At 44.1% G+C, this 17,870-nt stretch carries 14 protein-coding genes; 13 read left to right on the top strand and 1 reads right to left on the bottom strand.

What is annotated here, in order from left to right:
* Window positions 1-74: 74 nt before the first annotated feature.
* The 6 genes from D7322_RS01095 to D7322_RS01075 all read left to right on the top strand — a co-directional run bounded on the left by D7322_RS01095 (window position 75) and on the right by D7322_RS01075 (window position 9,175).
* A complete protein-coding gene (locus D7322_RS01095; protein WP_121120633.1) occupies window positions 75-1,175 on the top strand; it encodes a glycoside hydrolase family protein in 1,101 nt (366 codons plus the stop codon).
* Window positions 1,176-1,354: 179 nt separating this feature from the next.
* Complete coding sequence (locus tag D7322_RS01090) at window positions 1,355-3,751, top strand: glycoside hydrolase family 2 TIM barrel-domain containing protein (RefSeq protein WP_121120632.1); 2,397 nt, start codon at window positions 1,355-1,357, stop codon at window positions 3,749-3,751.
* 32 nt (window positions 3,752-3,783) lie between these two features.
* Window positions 3,784-3,909 (top strand): hypothetical protein, encoded by a 126-nt coding sequence (locus D7322_RS29055; protein ID WP_262707614.1) that lies wholly within the window; start codon window positions 3,784-3,786, stop codon window positions 3,907-3,909.
* An 82-nt stretch (window positions 3,910-3,991) separates the two neighbouring features.
* Complete coding sequence (locus D7322_RS01085; RefSeq protein ID WP_121120631.1) at window positions 3,992-6,502, top strand: L-rhamnose mutarotase; 2,511 nt, start codon at window positions 3,992-3,994, stop codon at window positions 6,500-6,502.
* Window position 6,503: 1 nt separating this feature from the next.
* On the top strand, window positions 6,504-7,598 hold the full coding sequence (locus D7322_RS01080; RefSeq protein ID WP_121121223.1) for a Gfo/Idh/MocA family protein: 1,095 nt from the start codon (window positions 6,504-6,506) through the stop codon (window positions 7,596-7,598).
* A complete protein-coding gene (locus D7322_RS01075; RefSeq protein ID WP_121120630.1) occupies window positions 7,595-9,175 on the top strand; it encodes a sodium:solute symporter family transporter in 1,581 nt (526 codons plus the stop codon). The genes D7322_RS01080 and D7322_RS01075 overlap by 4 nt, the downstream gene beginning before the upstream one ends.
* 6 nt (window positions 9,176-9,181) lie before the next feature.
* Here D7322_RS01075 and D7322_RS01070 read toward each other — a convergent pair whose 3' ends face one another.
* The gene (locus D7322_RS01070; protein WP_121120629.1) at window positions 9,182-9,958 is read right to left on the bottom strand and encodes an IclR family transcriptional regulator; all 777 of its coding nucleotides are present in this window, start codon (window positions 9,956-9,958) and stop codon (window positions 9,182-9,184) included.
* A 380-nt stretch (window positions 9,959-10,338) separates the two neighbouring features.
* On the opposite strand from D7322_RS01070, the gene D7322_RS01065 reads away from it, so the two are divergent.
* The 7 genes from D7322_RS01065 to fucP are packed head-to-tail and all read left to right on the top strand — an operon-like array spanning window position 10,339 to window position 17,869.
* Complete coding sequence (locus D7322_RS01065; protein WP_121120628.1) at window positions 10,339-11,502, top strand: ABC transporter substrate-binding protein; 1,164 nt, start codon at window positions 10,339-10,341, stop codon at window positions 11,500-11,502.
* Window positions 11,495-12,646, top strand: coding sequence for a CaiB/BaiF CoA transferase family protein (locus D7322_RS01060; protein ID WP_121120627.1), 1,152 nt, complete (start codon window positions 11,495-11,497; stop codon window positions 12,644-12,646). The genes D7322_RS01065 and D7322_RS01060 overlap by 8 nt, the downstream gene beginning before the upstream one ends.
* Window position 12,647: 1 nt before the next feature.
* Window positions 12,648-13,790 (top strand): CaiB/BaiF CoA transferase family protein, encoded by a 1,143-nt coding sequence (locus D7322_RS01055; protein ID WP_121120626.1) that lies wholly within the window; start codon window positions 12,648-12,650, stop codon window positions 13,788-13,790.
* A complete protein-coding gene (locus D7322_RS01050) occupies window positions 13,783-15,006 on the top strand; it encodes an extracellular solute-binding protein (protein WP_121120625.1) in 1,224 nt (407 codons plus the stop codon). Before D7322_RS01055 ends, D7322_RS01050 begins: the two co-directional genes overlap by 8 nt.
* Window positions 15,003-16,076, top strand: a complete 1,074-nt coding sequence (locus D7322_RS01045) for a Gfo/Idh/MocA family protein (RefSeq protein ID WP_245971219.1) — start codon at window positions 15,003-15,005, stop codon at window positions 16,074-16,076. Before D7322_RS01050 ends, D7322_RS01045 begins: the two co-directional genes overlap by 4 nt.
* A 36-nt stretch (window positions 16,077-16,112) precedes the next feature.
* Complete coding sequence (locus D7322_RS01040) at window positions 16,113-16,565, top strand: MaoC/PaaZ C-terminal domain-containing protein (RefSeq protein WP_121120624.1); 453 nt, start codon at window positions 16,113-16,115, stop codon at window positions 16,563-16,565.
* A gap of 11 nt (window positions 16,566-16,576) precedes the next feature.
* Window positions 16,577-17,869, top strand: coding sequence for an L-fucose:H+ symporter permease (gene fucP, locus D7322_RS01035; RefSeq protein WP_121120623.1), 1,293 nt, complete (start codon window positions 16,577-16,579; stop codon window positions 17,867-17,869).
* Window position 17,870: the final 1 nt, after the last annotated feature.

Here is a 17,870-nt window from a genome sequence, read left to right as displayed (position 1 = left end):
AAAAGTAGCATGGACAATGGTCTGGCTGTCACATGAGGGACTTGAAAGCAACGATGAAAGAATAACGATTACAGATGAGACGACTGAAAAGAATACTACTATTGCTGTTTTTTGCATTGCCAGGCTGGACATCTTGGGCACATGCTCAACGAATTTCCAGTGCGGAAATGACAAAAATTTATGAAGAGGTAAAGACACCTTACAAGTACGGGCTCGTGTTGGTTCCGCAGCATAAAGGTGAACTGATAGACTGTCCAACGCTATACAAAGCCGGAAAATATTGGTATATGACCTATATTGTGTTTGATGGAAGTGGTTATGAGACCTGGCTGGCGCAGAGCTCGGATCTCCTGCATTGGGAGACCCTGGGGAAACAGCTTGCTGTGGCACCCGATGGTAACTGGGATGCCAAGCAGCGAGCAGGATACAATGCTTTGGTTGATACAAAATGGGGTGGAACATATAAACTCAATACCTATGCTGGAAAATATTGGATGTCTTATTTCGGCGGTTCTACCGCAGGCTATGAGCCTGAACCATTATCTATCGGGATCGCTTATACCAATATGAAGCCCATCAAACCCGTCCAGTGGCAGCAGCTGCCCAATCCTGTCCTGAACAGTACAGACCCAGATGTTTCCTGGTGGGAAAACCGTCATAAGCTATTTAAAAGCTATGTCATTGAAGACCCGGATAAAAATACAGGACATCGTTTTGTGATGTATTACAATGCCGTGGGCGATTCTTTGGTGAATAATAAGGCAACCCGCTGGTATGAACGGATTGGTATGGCCGTATCTGACGATATGAAAACCTGGAAGCGTTTTCAAAAAGATCCGGTGGTTCATCATCCTATCGGCATCACGGGTGACCCCATGATCCAACGTATTCATGATACCTGGGTTATGTTCTATTTTGGGGCATTTTGGAAAGATCGTAAAGGGGCATTTAACCGTTTTGCCGCTTCCAAAGACCTGATCCATTGGACGGATTGGGAAGGCACCAACCTGATTGAATCAAGTGAGAGCTTTGATCAGCAATATGCGCACAAGTCTTTTGTGCTGAAAACGGAGGGTATCGTCTATCACTTTTATTGTGCCGTAGATAGCAAAGGTAACCGTGGTATAGCCTTGGCGACCTCTAAAGATCTAGGCCGGAGTAACCTGCATTTTTAAGATCTTAAACCAGAAGCATGAATTGTCCTTGGTAAATGATCGACCATGCTGGGCTATTCCAACAGAGTTTTTAAACCGAAGGCAGCATGAATGCCTCAACATTGATTAATGAATAAAGAAACAAGCACAATAATATCATTGATGGCAGTGATAACAGTGCTTATAAATCATCATTTAATATGAAGTTACATTATTTTATTTCTGTTCTCTTTCTGTTGCAGCTACAACTTGTATCTGGGCAGGGACGCGCCAAAATCCACTTTAATGAAAACTGGCATTTCACGTTGCAGGATCAGCTGGGTTACCGCCTGCATGATATCGATCCTCAGGCTTGGGAATCGGTCGAACTCCCTCATGACTGGAGTATTAAAGCTGATTTTGGCGCTTCCTATCCTGCTGGAAACGCCGGTGGAGCATTGCCCGGCGGAATTGGCTGGTACAGTAAGCAGTTTAAGTTGCCGACCGCAGATCAAGGCAAAAATATACAATTGTACTTTGGCGGAGTTTACCGCTATGCTGAAATATGGATCAATGGGGTTTATTTGGGGAAAAAGCCCAATGGTTACCTCTCTTTTACACTGGATCTGACTCCGCATCTTAAATTTGGGAACCAGCCCAACCGGATCGCTGTTCGTGTGGATAATAGTAAACAGCCAAACTCCAGATGGTATTCAGGTTCCGGAATCTACCGGGATGTTTATCTGATCAAGACCGGTCCAGTACGCCTCGATGAGCAGGAGACTTTTATCACCACGCCCGAAATCCATGGTGAACTGGGACAGCTGAAAATACTTTCCAAGTTGAATAAGCGTTCCCGTTCTAATGGAGTTGCAGGGAAGAAATATCAGATTACGATATGGGATCCCAATGGCAATCTGCTGCTGAAAAAAACAGGGCTGGAGAAAGATGGTCATATAGATGCATCCCTTCAAGTGGAAAAACCACAACGTTGGAGTCCCCTTGCGCCGAATTTATATCGCGTGCAACTGGCTCTTTTAACTGAAAATAATACAATCGAAGATCAAATCGAAAAGCGAATTGGATTCCGGACAATTCGGTTTGATGCAAAAACAGGTTTTTACTTAAACGGCGAGGCTTTGAAGATTTATGGAGTCTGCATGCATCATGATTTGGGCATTTTAGGGGCGGCTTTCAATAAGTCCGCTGCAAAAAGGCAGCTTGTTATGATGAAAGAAATGGGCGCCAATGCCATTCGCACTGCGCATAATCCACCCGCAGAAGAGTTACTCGATCTCTGCGACGAAATGGGAATTTTGGTTTACAATGAAGCCTTTGACATGTGGAAAAAGCGAAAAAATAAGTTCGACTACCACATTGACTTTCCTACGGAACACCTCAAGGATATTGAGGCATGGGTGCGTCGAGATCGTAATCATGCTTCGGTTATCCTATGGAGCATCGGAAATGAAATTCGAGAACAATTTGACTCCACGGGTATTGCCTTAACGCAAGAAATGGCCAAATTGGTAAAATCTCTGGATCCAACACGCCCCGTTACTGCTGCCTTGACCGAAAATAATTATGTAAAGAATTTTATCGCACAGGCAGAGGCTTTGGATGTACTGGGCTTCAACTACAAGCATGAAGATTATGATAAATTACCTGTAGAATTCAAAAATATACCGCTGTTGGCATCAGAAACCGTGTCTGCCTTACAGACCAGAGGGGTATATGACAGGCTGCACGACACGATTCAGCTTTGGCCTGCATCATCGAAGGACAAATATGTCGTCAATGGCAATCCTGATTTTACGGTATCGGCCTATGATAATGTTGCCGCCTACTGGGGCACAAGCCATGAGAAAGCTTGGTTGGCGGTCAAGAATCGTCCTTTCCTGGCCGGAACGTTTGTATGGACAGGTTTCGATTATCTGGGCGAGCCAGTGCCTTACCCTTATCCCGCAAGGAGCTCTTACTATGGCATTGTTGATCTTGCCGGTATTCCCAAAGACGTGTACTATATGTATCAGTCTGAATGGACTGACAAGGATGTCCTGCATCTTTTACCGCATTGGAATTGGAAAACCGGCGATAGTGTGGACGTGTGGGCTTATTATAACAAGGCTGAGGCGGTCGAACTGTTTCTCAATGGTAAGAGTTTGGGAACTTCAGCAAAGACAGCAGATCGTTTGCACGCTAGCTGGAAGGTGCCTTTTGAAAAAGGCGAACTGAAGGTGGTTAAAAAGCGGGCTGGTAAAATTGTTCAGGAAGCAAGTGTCCGCACGGCCACAGAAGCATATGCAGTAAAAGTTTCTGTGGAACATGAAAAATATGCCACAGGAGAATCTCGGGACCTTTATTTTGTGACCGCAGAACTGGTGGATCAAGCAGGACAGTCCGTGTTGCACAATGATCAGGAAATTGAGTTTATTGTAAAGGGAAATGCGAAAGTGCTTGGAACCGATAACGGATTTCAGGCCGACCTAAGGGGCTTACATCAGCCCAAAAGAAGAACATTTAAGGGAAAAGCATTGGGAATGATTCAAAAAATGGCCGACACACCCTGTACTGTGATTATCAGCTCGGCTTTAGGTGACCAACAAATATCGATCTAGGTACAGCGAGATATAGTTTTTATCGTTTTTTGGTGAAATTTAATTCAGGTTCGTTATTCAGTCCTAAGGTAAACAGCTTTACGAATGGCGTTTATGCCCTTCGGCCTATTCCGCAGGGACAGATGGATGCTATTAGCAACCTCGGTGAATTTCTTTAGAACAGTGGCTATTGATAGCCATTGTTCTGAGTCTATAAGTACGGCTGAAACCGAATAGTATCATATTTAAATTATTTTACAGATGAAGCAGACAATTCTCATATGGTTTTTTATTTTTTTTTCGCTCGGTAGTCTGTCGGCGCAGACAGGTGAAATCCATGTGGGTAAACAAAGCCGCAAGGAACAACGGGATGGCAGCCCGCGAGCTCCATTTTCATGTTTGGAGGATGCCCTGCGTGAGGCTCGGGAATGGCGACGATTAAACGATCCGCGCATGCAGCATGGAATCACAATCTGGATTCAGGATGGACAGTATGTGCCTACTCAGACTATTTTTATACGTCCTGAAGACAGCGGAACAGCCGAAAGTCCGACCTGGATAAAAGCGCTAGGCGACGAAGCCATATTTTCGGGTGGAATTTCTATTGAGGGCTGGCAGCCAGTAAAAGGTGAAAAGAGACTGGATCCTGCTATAGCTAAGCATATCGTGGTGGCAGATGCCCCTCAGGCCGGAGGAAAGTATTTCCCTTTCCGCCAATTGTGGGTTGGCTCACGTAAGGCGATTCGTGCGGAAAGCCATGATGATGCCCACTTGCCACGGATTATTAATTGGGACTTTAAGCAGCAGGCTGCTATTATTCCTAATGTATTCCCTAAAAAGTTTGTCTATAAAGCTGGAATGGAGTTTTTCATCCATCAGTGGTGGGCAATAGCGCAGCTCCGGGTTCGTGAGGCGGTAGTCACAAAAGATAGTACCACACTATTTTTTCATGAACCGGAAGGTAAATTACAGAATGAACACCCTTGGCCTAAGCCTTGGTTGTCTAAGGAATATGGCAATTCGGCATTTCGTCTGGTCAATGCCCTTGAATTTTTGGATGAGCCGGGAGAATGGTTTTTGGATGAAGAAAACCATAAAGTATATTATTATAAAAGACCTGATGAAAACTTAAGCAAGTTACATGTTGTAGCGCCTTATCTTGAAACGATCCTGAGGATGCAAGGGACTTTGGAATCACCTGTTCGTCATGTATATATCGAAGGGCTTCAATTTCAGCACAGCTCCTGGTTAAGACCCCACTATGCTGGACATGTTGCGCTACAGGCAGGTATGTATTTTTTGGATGCGTATAAATTAGCTAAGCCGGGGACTGTTGATAAAGCTGGGCTGGAAAATCAGGCTTGGCTGGGACGGCCTCAAGCTGCAGTACTACTTAATCATACCGCATTTACTAAAATCTCATCTTGCCGGTTCGCCCATTTAGCCGCGACAGGTATAGACTATCGAGCTGGCAATCTAAAAGATAGTTTAAATGGAAATCTATTTCAGGATATCGGCGGATCTGGGATATTACTCGGTCAGTTTTCGGACGAACAAGTGGAAGCACATCTGCCTTTTCAGCCCAGCGATGAGCGTATCTTGACCGATGGTGTTGTGGTCAACAATAATCTAATCCAAGATATTGGGAATGAGGATTGGGGAACAGTAGGGATTGGTGCCGGTTTTGTCCGCAATGTAGCTATTACAAATAATGAATTGCTTGATCTTCCGTACACAGGCATTAGTTTGGGCTGGGGCTGGACATCTACAATCAATGCGATGCGTAATAACCGTGTTTTAAAAAATAAGATCACACGTTATGGCAAACACATGTATGATGTAGCCGGTATCTACACCTTATCGGCACAGCCCGGAACAAAAATTCAGGAAAATTATATCGACAGCATCTATGTGTCGCCTTATGCGCATATTCCTGAACATTGGTTTTATCTCTATACCGATGAAGGTTCAGCCTATATGAATGTCAGCAACAACTGGTTTCCATCCAATAAAATATTGCGAAATGCTAATGGACCAAGTGTTGAGTGGATAAATAACGGCCCCGAGGCAGGTGCAAGGGTGAAAGAAGAAGCAGGCATCAGTCCGCGTTATAACTTTTTATTGTCCGAAAAACGATCAATTCCTAAAAATGTATCTTTCAATACCTATGTTCCTTTTAACAAACCTGTGTTTTTTCAGATTCATGATGTAAAAAAGCAGCTTAAACTGACTGAAATCAAAGATTTTTTTGCTAAACAAGGAGCCGATAGCAGCCAGGTATATCGCTGGAAGGATTATATCTTGCTGATGACAGACGATGAAATCGGTAAGAAAATATCGAGTGCTTGGGTAGCCAATTACCCGGCAATTTCTTCTAAGTTGTTCAATGATCTATTTTATACGTTCGATCGGAGCAACTGTGGAACCGAGAACGTGAAAGACATCGATTTTGTATTACTTACCGCACAACTGGTGGACGATAAATCGAAACAGGAGGCTTATTTTGAGGCCCATAAAAATCAATCTAACGAATGGCCCGAAGTTGCAGCAGGGTTCTGCAGAGCAGGCTTTGACGAGGTATTGGTCTACCGCAATGGACGTCAGCTGATGTTATATATTTCTTTTCCAAAAGGACAGGATTTTCAAACAATCGATCAGCTAACGACCAAGGACAATCCACGGGTTATGGAATGGAACAAACTTATGGGGACCTATCAGGAAGGTATTCCCGGAACGGGCGTGAATGAAACATGGATTTTTTATAAACAATAAAATGGAACAGATACAACAGTTAAAATTAGGAATATTAGGACTTGGTGAAGGACGTAGCACGATGTCTGCGGCACTACAAAGTCCATATATCGATTTGGTCAAAGTCTGCGACCTGAACGAAGACCTAGGGCGCAAACGCATGAAAGAATTTGACTTTCATGATTATACCAATGATTATCAAGTAATGCTTAATGATAAAAGCATTGAAGCTATTGCAATTTATACCCCGGATCATCTTCACGCACAGCATATCCGATTGGCGCTAGCGCACGATAAACACGTGATCTGCACCAAGCCATTTATTGATAATCTGGCCGATGCCAACGCTTTATTGGAACTCGCAGCTCAGAAAAATAAGCGTGTATTTGTTGGGCAGAGCTCCCGTTTTTTTGAACCGGTGAAAAAGCAAAGAGAAGATTTTGAAGCCGGACTGATTGGTGAGTTGATTACCATCGAAGGCTATTATCATGCTGATCACCGCTGGTTTCTGGAGAAGCCTTGGTCTTTACAGTCTTCCTTCAAATGGCTTTACGGTGGATTGAGTCATCCGGTCGATTTTATCCGCTGGTATCTGCCGAATATTGAAGAAGTGATGGGATATGGCATGCTGAGCGCCAACGGAAAAAAAGGAGGGCTGCAAAATCCAGACACCATGCATTTTATCTTCAAAGCCGAAGATGGCCGTGTAGCCCGAGTAAGTGGTGCATATACCGGACCTGTGCAGCCTGTCACACGGGATAGTGAGATGAGCTGTATTTTACGGGGGACCGAAGGTGCTAGTCAGGCAGATTATATGGACCTAAGGTATGCAATTACGGATAAAACTGGCGAAGAACGCATGCTGACTTGGGAGCATAAACTAAAATATTACTTCCGTTTTGAAGGAAAAAGCCATCATGCCGGTGAATATCAAAATTACCTGGAGCACTTCGCAAAAGCCATCCGTACTGGAGCGGAAGCCTCCCCAGATATGAAAGAGGGTATAGGCACTATAGCCTTATTGCAAGCTATGGATGAATCATTAACAACAGGAAAGCCCGTCCGTCCAAAGGAACTGCTGGAAAGATATGGTGTCGACTTGAACCTAGGAAGATGAATAGTATCTTAGACAAGTTAACCATTTACGACTATTGCATCGTCGTAGTCTATTTGGTCGCATTACTGACGATCGGTCTCTTGTCATCCCGTAAAAAGGTAGAAGGGGCAGAACACTTCCTGGCCAGCAAATCCTTAAGCTGGTACAGTATTGGATTCAATATGTGGGCGACGAACGTCGGACCGTCCATGTTGCTGGCTTTTGCTACAGTAGGCTATACAACAGGCATCGTTGCGGTCAATTTTGACTGGTATGCTTTTATCTATCTTTTCCTATTGGCGGTGGTGTTTGCACCGCGCTATATTTCTACCGGAGTACGCACCTTACCTGAGTTTATGGGTAAGAGGTTCGGTTCAAATACGCAAACTATTCTGGCTTGGTATTCACTGGTAAAAATGCTTATTTCATGGTTGTCGTTGGGGCTGTTTGCTGGCGGATTTTTAGTGCGGCAGATTTTGGGAATTCCCATGTGGCAATCGGTTACTGTTTTAGTCTCTCTAGCTGGTCTGTTTGCGTATACGGGTGGATTAAAGACAGTTGCTAAAATCAATATCTTTCAGATGATCTTGCTGATCGCCGTGTCGGCCTTTCTGACTTTCCTTGGGCTTTCCAAAATCGGTGGCATAAGTTCTTTAATACAACAGACTCCCGCCAATTATTGGTCGTTGATCAGACCGGCAAGCGATCCAGATTACCCCTGGTATGCGATCGCTTTAGGCTATCCAGTGGCAGCAATCGCTTTTTTCTGTACGGATCAAGCCATGGTACAATCAGTTTTGGGTGCAAAGAATCTCGAACAGGGGCAACTGGGAATTAATTTTATTGCTTGGCTCAAGATACTTTCCTTGCCGCTGTTTATACTCACCGGTATCATCTGTTCGGTTTTATTTCCGGGACTTAATGATCCATCACTTGCTTATATGACCATGGTGACCAACCTGTTTCCTACAGGCCTGAATGGATTGGTAATCGTGGTGTTAATTGCTGTATTGGTGGGCACCATCGGTTCGTCGCTTAATTCTTTGAGTACAGTTTTCACCATGGACATATATCTTAAGCATATCCGGCCAGATGCAACCAATAAGCAAATCACCCAGGTAGGACGTTATACAGTTATCATCGGCTGTCTAGCTTCGGTTTTCGTTGCCCTGGCGATTGATCAAATTAAAGGGCTCAATCTTTTCGATGTATTTCAGTCTATTCTCGGATTTATTGCGCCACCTTTAGCTGTTGCTTTTCTAATGGCCGTGTTGTGGAAAAGAACCAATCGAGCAGCAATCAATACGATTTTGACTTTTGGTGCGGTAATGAGCTTGGGGACAGGTGTATGTTATCTCTGGATTTTCCCAAAAGATATTTATTCCTTTTGGCCGCATTATCTAATGCTTTCCTTTAGTCTTTTTATGCTGCTACTTATTATTGGAATAGGCCTAGCATACTGGGTACCCAAGTCGGGTTATGAAATGGAACATAAGGATATGTACAATATCACTGTGGAGAAACCAAGTGGCCGCGTGAAGACTGCTTGGGCAATGTTATTTGTGGTTATGCTCTTGTTGTATATTTATTTTAAATAGCCTTTGTCAAGTTAATCCTAGATTGGATTCAATTTGTGATCTGCATTTTTTTAAACTTTCAACAATAGTTTCGGTGGGTATATTCTGCCCCATTTGACGTCGAACGAGCTTTGAAACCGTGAGGCAGGCGATGATTCCTGTTTCACTAGTTCCGATGGGAACAGAAATATCGATGATGCCTTCCGCGTATGCGCTGGGCATCTCATAAAAGCCTTTGCGTTTGATATCGGCTAGGTCGCTATCAAATTGCTGACGTTCTGCTTTCTTCAAACTGCGGTAATAGGGATCGGCTTCTAAAATGGATTTTCTTTTTTTAGCCTCGGAAAAACTTAAAAGGAGCTTTCCAGACGCGGTCTGGGACGTGTTGTAGAGGTTGCCTTCCTCAATCATGATGCTGATGGGCGACGAACCTCTGGCGTAAGCGATGACCATGACCTGATTATCGTAAATAACACAGAGGTGACAGGGGTCCTTGATTTCGTTGGACGTATTCTGCATCGGTAGTAATGACGTTGCCCGTAGTTTCTCTACAAAGGAATGCCGGTGTGAAAGATAGTATAGCTTCAGTGAAAGCGAATATTTAGATGAAATTGGATCACGATGAATGTACCCGTTGGACTCCAATGATGCAAGCATGCGATAGATTTCATTGGGACTTCGATGCAAGCCCAAGGCGATCTCGGATTGGGATTGTGCTGTTGGTTGTAGGGCCAGAAATTCAAGAATCTGCAATCCTTTTTCGAGCGCTGGTGCTTTATATTTATCGGAGCTATTTACTATCATAATATGTTTTGCTTACAAATGATCGGGCTAAAGATAGAAAAAGTATTTATGAGTTTTTAGCTTCTCAAAAAAGCATGTTAAATTTTTATATTCAAATATTGTATTTATATTTGAATATTATAAACCGCTTTTCCTTTGGGAAAAAGCATTAGAAGGGAAAAGATTATAAACAATAATATCAATAATTAAAAACAGGACTATTCCGCATAGGCTATATTATCAGATCAATAGCGAAACGAAATAGGATAAAATAGCCGTGACTCCACTATTGTATTTTGGCGTTTTTAAGGAGGAATCGGTAATAGACCTTGATCATAAGATGATAGTTACAGTTGCTCTGTTTTTCGACAAGACAACATAAAATAATAAATGAATACACAATGACAGAGAAAATCCAGTTAAAAGGGATTACCTGGGGGCATACCAGAGGCTTTGTACCGATGGTTGCGACTGCGCAGCGTTATGAAGAATTATGTCCAGCTGTTGAAATTGTTTGGACAAAACGGACTTTACAGGAATTTGCTGATAAATCAGTGACAGATTTGGCAATGGAATACGATCTATTGGTCATTGACCATCCATGGACGGGACATGCTGCCGCGAAGGGGATGCTCGCTGCATTTGATGATTACCTATCCGCAGATTTTTTGGCAGATCAGCGTGCTAATAGTGTTGGGAAGTCCCATGAAAGTTATAACTTTCTTGGAAAGCAGTGGGCATTGGCTACGGATGCTGCAACACCGGTGGCTGCAAGTCGTCCGGATCTTTTACAGGCCTTGCAAGTGGCACTTCCACGTACATTTGAAGATGTTTTAGCGCTAGCAAAAACCGGGAAAGTCGGATTTTCGCTGTTGCCGATTGATTCCTTGATGCACTTTTACGGTCTTTGTTGTTCTTTGGGTGAAGAGCCTTGCCAAGATAACGAAAAGGTAATCAGCGACGCAGTTGGAATAAAGGTCTTAAAATTATTCAAATCACTTGCGGATGAACTGGATGCCGGATTTTATGATAAAAATCCATTTAGGGTGTTTGAAGAAATGACGCAGCGTGATGAAATTGCTTACTGTCCATTTGCCTATGGTTATTCGAATTACGCTCGGGCAGGTTATGCACGTAAGGTGTTGCATTTTCATGATTTAGTGTCATTAAATGGTACGCCTATGATCAGCACACTTGGTGGTGCGGGGCTGGCGGTATCCTCACAGGGCAAGCATATTGATGTGGCCATGGATTATGCACGATTTGTCGCGACACCGGAAGTTCAGGAAACGCTATATGTCGAAAATGGCGGCCAGCCTGGACATTTACGTGCCTGGAAAAATGAGCAAGTAAATGCCGCTACGGCCAATTATTTTAGCAACACACTACCCGCATTAGATCGAGCTTATTTGCGTCCGCGTTATGATGGACATCTTTATTTTCAGGATCATGCTGGTGATATCGTGGTTGATTATCTAAGGGATGGCGGCGACGAAAAGGTAGTTTTGGATAAGATGAATGCGATGTATCTGGAATCATTAGTGGATAAAGAAGATCATGGATAATAAACCATTGGAAGGACTTTTGGTCCTCGAGTTTTCACAATTTATGGCTGGGCCAACTGCTGGCTTGCGTTTGGCGGATCTCGGTGCCCGAGTCGTCAAAATTGAACGTCCGGGGGCTGGCGAAGGGGGGCGGCAGATTGCGATTAAAAATATTTTTGTAGATGAGAGCAGCCTGGTCTTTCATACCATCAACAGAAATAAAGAATCGTATGCAGCCAATTTGAAAGATGAAAATGATCTGGAAAATATTGAAAAATTAATCCGCCAGGCCGATGTAATGACACATAACTTCCGTCCGGGGGTGATGGAAAAGATCGGTTTGGATTATGAGAGCGTACGGAAAATCAATCCAAAAATGATCTATGCCACAGTAACGGGCTACGGTAATGAAGGTCCCTGGGCAAAAAAACCAGGGCAGGATTTACTCGTGCAGTCGCTGTCGGGACTTTCCTGGTTATCGGGCTGTGCACAGGATGGGCCGGTTCCTTTTGGATTGGCCGTGGTGGATATGTACTGTGCCACACATCTGACACAAGGTATATTGGCGGCATTGTTGAAACGTGCCCATACCCAACAGGGAGCTCTTGTTGAAGTCAGTTTGCTTGAATCTGTGTTGGATATGCAGTTTGAAATGCTGACTACACATGTCAACGATGGTCGCAAGCTGCCTCAGCGGTCGACGGTTAGAGGAGCTGGCCATGCTTATTTAAGTGCGCCTTATGGACTCTACAAAACCCTTGATGGCTATCTAGCCTTGGCCATGGGCAATGTAAATCATATTGCAGAAACCATAGGCTTGTCTGGACAGTTCTATCAAGACGCTGCAACCTGGTTTTCACGACGTGATGAAATACTTCAAGAATTTGCTGCTGTATTGTGTCAAAAGACAACGTGCGAGTGGATATCCCGTTTGGAATCCGAAGGGATCTGGTGTGGTGCAGTCAACGATTATCATCGTTTTTTTGAGGAGCAGGGTTTTAAGGAGGCAGGAATGCTGCAGGAAGTCACTTTACAAGATGGCACCGCACTGACCACCACCCGTAGCGTGTACCAGATCGATGGAAAACGTTTATATGCGGATAAACCTGCACCAAAAGTGGGCCAGCATACGGCATCAATTGTTCACGATTATTTAGAAAATTAATATGTTACCATTAGCAGGTTATACCGTAGTCGACTTTAGTCAATTTTTATCCGGGCCATTAGCAAGTTTACGGCTAGCTGACTTAGGCGCACGGGTTATAAAAATAGAAAAACCAGAAACGGGTGATATTTGCAGGCAACTATATACCTCTGATACGATATTGAATGGTACTTCAACAGTGTTTCATGCCATTAATCGGAATAAAGAAAGTATGGTGTTGGATTTGAAAAGCGAATCCGACAAACAGATTATACGTGATTTAATCGCGCGGGCAGATGTGGTGTTGCACAATTTTCGTCCAGGTGTCATGGAACGTTTGGGCTTTGACTATGCAGGTGTCCGAGAGATCAATCCGACGGTGATTTATGGAGAGATCTCGGGATATGGAAAAGAAGGACCCTGGGTTAAGCGGCCTGGCCAGGATTTATTATTGCAATCGCTTACCGGGATGACTTGGTTGAGTGGCGATGCAAATAATGGTCCAGTAGCCATGGGACTTTCCGTTGTGGACATGTTTGCTGGATCCAATCTATGTAGTGCCGTATTGGCCTGCCTGTACCGTCGGGCGATGCAAGGGATAGGAGCGCATGTTCATGTCAGCATGTTGGATTCTGCTGTGGATATACAGTTTGAGGCCGTCACAACCTATTTTCGTGATGGTAAATTGTTGCCACAACGTAGCGAGGTGAGCAATGCACATGCATATTTGGCAGCACCTTATGGGGTGTATCGTACGCAGGATGGTTTTCTGGCCCTTGCGATGGGGTCCATTCCTTTTCTTGGTAAATTATTGAATTGCAATTCGTTAGAAGGTTTTTCTGACGGAGAGCAAGCTTTTCGGGAGAGAGATACCATTAAGGCCATTTTAGCCGAGCACCTGACGACAGCAGGTACCAGACATTGGCTGGAGATACTGGAAGCAGCGGATATCTGGTGCGCCGATGTCTTGGATTGGCGTCGTCTGACCGAACATAATGCTTTTAAAATCTTAGACATGCTACAGCAAGTAACGATGGGCGATGGCTTCCGTTATGAGACCACCCGTTGTCCCATTCGCATCGATGGCGAGCGGTTGACCGCCACAAAAGGTTCGCCCAAACTTGGTGAGCACACAGCTAAAATATTGGAGGAACTGTATGGATAAGTTACGTTTTGCTGTCCGGAAATTTGAACCCTTTGAGCGTGCCATGGAGAAATGTTGGGCAGCTTATCAGCAGGTATATCCATCGGAGGTGGAGATGGAGTTTGTTCCGCTGGATTTAGAGGAATTGACAGCAGCTTTTTTTGAAAAGAAAGGCCTTAACAATGGCGATTGGGATATCATTCACATCAATACCGATTGGATGGCACGTGCCTATGAAACCAAGGGTTTGTCAGCACTGGATGGTATGATCGTCCAAAATCCACCGGAAGACCTGAAGGGGGCCTGGTCAGAAAGCTTACAAGCTTTACAGTGTTTTGACGAGCAAATATTTGGCCTGCCTTTTCATGATGGTCCCGAATGCCTCGTTATTCGAAAAGATTTATTTGAAGATTCGCAAGAACAGATGCGTTTTCAGGCACGCTACGGAAAGCCTTTGGCCGTCCCAAAAACCTGGCCTGATTTTATGACTGTTGCAGCATTTTTTACGCGGCCGGAAGATAACTTGTACGGGACAGTGTTTGCTGGCTATCCAGATGGACATAATGCGGTATTTGATTTCTGTATTCAACTTTGGTCCCGCGGTGGAGATTTGCAGCAAGGCGACGTACCTGTTAAGTTGGATCAGCCATTGGCTGTAGACGCATTGGATTTTTATCGTAGCTTATTTATAAAGGATAGCGGATTGCATCCCGAATCGGCCAATTATGAATCAGTGCAGGCTGGTGCTGCCTTTGCGCGGGGTGAAGTAGCTATGATGGTCAATTGGTTTGGTTTTGCATCCTGGGCACAGATTGATACCGCTTCGGCAGTAAAAGGTAAGGTGGATGTAGCAGCTATTCCTTCGGCAGAAGGCGGGATGTCCCCCTCATTAAATGTGTATTGGTTGTATGCAATTCCAGAAGGTAGTCGTCATAAGCAGTTGGCTTATGACTTTATACGTTTTGCAGTCGGACGTCAACAAGATAAGCTGCTCACTGTCGAAGGAGGAGTAGGTTGTCGTTACTCCACCTGGTATGATTCCGAAATCAATCGGATGATACCCTTTTATAATAAATTGGCGGAATTGCACGATACTGCACGCACATTACCGCGCTTGGCCAATTGGCCTCAGATTGCACATATCATCGATGATACTGTAATTGCTGCGATTAAGACCGATGAAAGTAGTGTTTCATTGTTAACAAAAGCACAGGAAAAAATAAATGCATGGTTATGATAGATATCCCTTATAAAGCGATTTTACCCCAGACTGCTTTGCCGATTATTATTATAGGTGCAGGTGGTATAGTGAAAGATGCACACCTCCCGGCTTACCGTAAGGCAGGTTTTCATGTGCATGGTATTGTCAATCGTACAAAGGCGAAAGCAGAAGCATTGGCAGTAGAATTTGGCATTCCATATGTTTACGATACGGTGGAAGATGCTGTTGCACAAGCTCCTGAAAACGCGGTTTATGATGTAACCATTATGCCGAATAAATTTATCGAGACTTTGGAGGCCTTACCCAATGGTGCGGCTGTATTGATTCAGAAGCCTATGGGCGATTATTATACCGATAGTCAAGCGATATTGGAAGTCTGTCAACGTAAACGCTTGGTAGCTGCAATCAACTGTCAGCTTCGGCAGGCACCATTTGTAAACGCCGCACGTTGGTTGATCGAGCAAGGTTATATCGGTGAACTTTACGATATGGAAGTACGCGTATCGGTGCATACACCTTGGCAACTCTTTCCCCATGTCATGGTACACCCACGCTTGGAAATTCTGTATCACAGTGTGCATTATATCGATTTGATTCGCTCCTTTCTGGGCAATCCTGAATCGGTTTATGCAAAAACATTAAAACACCCGGCTAAAGATTTATCCTCCAGTAGGACAACCTTATTATTTGACTATGGTGATACCCTGCATGCAGTTGTCAATACCAACCATGACCACGAATTCGGGCCAAAGCATGAAGAAAGCTATATCAAATGGGAAGGTACCAAGGGGGCTATCAAAGCGACAATGGGTTTGCTGATGGATTATCCGCATGGGGTATCTGATGTGTTTGAATATTGTATCAAGCCAACAGACGGCAGCCAACCGGAATGGGTGACCTACCCGATCGAGGGAACTTGGTTTCCCGATGCTTTCATCGGCAGCATGGGCAGCTTGATGCGTTTTAAACTGGGTGAAATAGCGGTATTACCAGCCGCAGTTGAAGATGTAATCCATACCATGGCCGTTGTAGAGGCTGCTTATCAAAGCAGTGCCCAAGGGGGGCAACCCATAGCAAAGGGGTAAAGAAACAAAGCCTTAAAACCAACATTAAATTAAATTATGCATTTCGAATCTATTTTTTTTGAAGATTATATATTAAACGATAAACGGACAACATTGGGCCGCACGATCACCGAAACAGATTTTGTTGTTCATGCCGGACATACAGGCGATTTCTTCCCCCATCACCTCGATGCGGAATGGTGCAAGACCCAACCCTTTGGACAACGTATTGCGCACGGCACAATGATCTTTGCAATCGGTATCGGACTGACGGCCTCAGTTATTAATCCGGAAGCGTTTTCCAAAGGCTACGATCGCCTTCGTTTTGTCAAGCCTGTATTTATTGGCGATACCATCCACGCAGAGGTGACTATTTCTGAAAAATCCGATGCAAAAAAGCCTGAATTTGGTACCGTAGTTGAACATGTTGAAATTATCAATCAACATGGTGTGGTGGTGTTGGTCGCAGACCATATCCTATTGGTAAAACGCAAGGAAGCGTCAATTTAACCGATAAGCATATGGAAATTGGTACAAAATCATCGATCAAGTTAACAGAGACATCTAGTAAAGGCTATCTGCTTCCTTTTATTCTGATTGTCAGCCTATTTTTCTTATGGGGTATGGCTCATAATTTAAATGGTGTGCTGATCCCGCATTTGAAAAAAGCCTGTCAGCTGAATAATAGCCAGTCGGCACTGGTTGATACTTCAGTTTTCTTCGCTTATTTCATTATGGCACTGCCGGCGGGTTATGTTTTGCGCAAATGGGGGTATAAATTGTCCATTATTATAGGACTGGTTACATTCTCCGTCGGTGCATTTCTATTTATCCCTGCGGCAGATCATCGTATGTATGAGCTCTTCTTGCTGGCATTATTTATTATTGGTTGTGGACTAGCCTTATTGGAAACAGCGGCTAATCCTTATGCTGCAGTTTTGGGTAAGCCCGAAGCAGCAACACATCGGCTTAATTTGGCCGCCTCCTTTAATGGATTGGCGGCAATGGTCGCTCCAGTTGTAGGTACTACCTTTATTTTGTCGGGTAGGAGCTATTCAGAAACGGAACTGGCGGCTATGTCGGAGAGCAACCGGTTAGCGTATCTGCTTCATGAAGCGTCTTCCGTAAAAATGCCTTATTTGATATTAAGTTTAATCTTGTTAGTCGTAGCGTTAGTCTTTTTGTTTGTTAAACTGCCTGAAATTCAGGGTGAAAAGAAGGAAGGAGAGAAGGCGCAAAATTCTGGTTTATTCGCAGTACTTCGGCATAAGCATTTGAGTTTTTCTGTAATCGCACAGTTTTTCTATGTTGGAGCGCAGGTTTGTGTGACCAGTTTTTTTATTCGTATGGCACAGCAGGGAGCCGGTGTCGATGAGAAGACCGCGGGGTATTTCCTAGGTGTATATGGTTTGCTCTTTATGGGCGGACGTTTTGTCGGTACCCTATTGTTGCGTTATACCACAGCCCAGCGTTTATTGGCAATTTATGCTGTTTGCTGCGCAGTATTGGCAGCTGTTGCCATTTCGGGGACGGGAATGGTGATCTTATATGCGTTGGGCGGACTTGGCTTTTTTATGTCAATCATGTTTCCAACAATTTTTTCCCTGGGTATTGCGGGGCTGGGGAACGAGACGAAACAAGCCTCTTCTTGGTTGATCATGTCCATTGTCGGTGGCGCAGTATTTCCATTCCTAACAGGAATGCTTATTGATGCCGCCAATGACAATACAAAGATTGGATACAGTGTCCCTTTAACCTGCTACCTTGTCATACTGTGGTTCGCGCTCAATGGATATAAACCTGCAAAAACATAGG

Origin of the sequence: Sphingobacterium puteale, assembly GCF_003627955.1 — a bacterium.
Lineage (GTDB): Bacteria > Bacteroidota > Bacteroidia > Sphingobacteriales > Sphingobacteriaceae > Sphingobacterium > Sphingobacterium puteale.
This window is presented reverse-complemented; position numbering and strand designations above follow the sequence as displayed.

Excerpts from the sequence above, each read along its gene's own strand:
- D7322_RS01085 (WP_121120631.1), top strand. The coding sequence starts at position 3,992 with ATGAAGCAGACAATTCTCATATGGTTTTTTATTTTTTTTTCGCTCGGT.
- D7322_RS01075 (WP_121120630.1), top strand. The coding sequence starts at position 7,595 with ATGAATAGTATCTTAGACAAGTTAACCATTTACGACTATTGCATCGTC.
- fucP (WP_121120623.1), top strand. The coding sequence starts at position 16,577 with ATGGAAATTGGTACAAAATCATCGATCAAGTTAACAGAGACATCTAGT.
- D7322_RS01070 (WP_121120629.1), bottom strand. The coding sequence starts at position 9,958 with ATGATAGTAAATAGCTCCGATAAATATAAAGCACCAGCGCTCGAAAAA.
- D7322_RS01055 (WP_121120626.1), top strand. The coding sequence starts at position 12,648 with ATGTTACCATTAGCAGGTTATACCGTAGTCGACTTTAGTCAATTTTTA.
- D7322_RS01060 (WP_121120627.1), top strand. The coding sequence starts at position 11,495 with ATGGATAATAAACCATTGGAAGGACTTTTGGTCCTCGAGTTTTCACAA.
- D7322_RS01045 (WP_245971219.1), top strand. The coding sequence starts at position 15,003 with ATGATAGATATCCCTTATAAAGCGATTTTACCCCAGACTGCTTTGCCG.
- D7322_RS01040 (WP_121120624.1), top strand. The coding sequence starts at position 16,113 with ATGCATTTCGAATCTATTTTTTTTGAAGATTATATATTAAACGATAAA.
- D7322_RS01090 (WP_121120632.1), top strand. The coding sequence starts at position 1,355 with ATGAAGTTACATTATTTTATTTCTGTTCTCTTTCTGTTGCAGCTACAA.
- D7322_RS01065 (WP_121120628.1), top strand. The coding sequence starts at position 10,339 with ATGACAGAGAAAATCCAGTTAAAAGGGATTACCTGGGGGCATACCAGA.
- D7322_RS01095 (WP_121120633.1), top strand. The coding sequence starts at position 75 with ATGAGACGACTGAAAAGAATACTACTATTGCTGTTTTTTGCATTGCCA.
- D7322_RS01080 (WP_121121223.1), top strand. The coding sequence starts at position 6,504 with ATGGAACAGATACAACAGTTAAAATTAGGAATATTAGGACTTGGTGAA.
- D7322_RS01050 (WP_121120625.1), top strand. The coding sequence starts at position 13,783 with ATGGATAAGTTACGTTTTGCTGTCCGGAAATTTGAACCCTTTGAGCGT.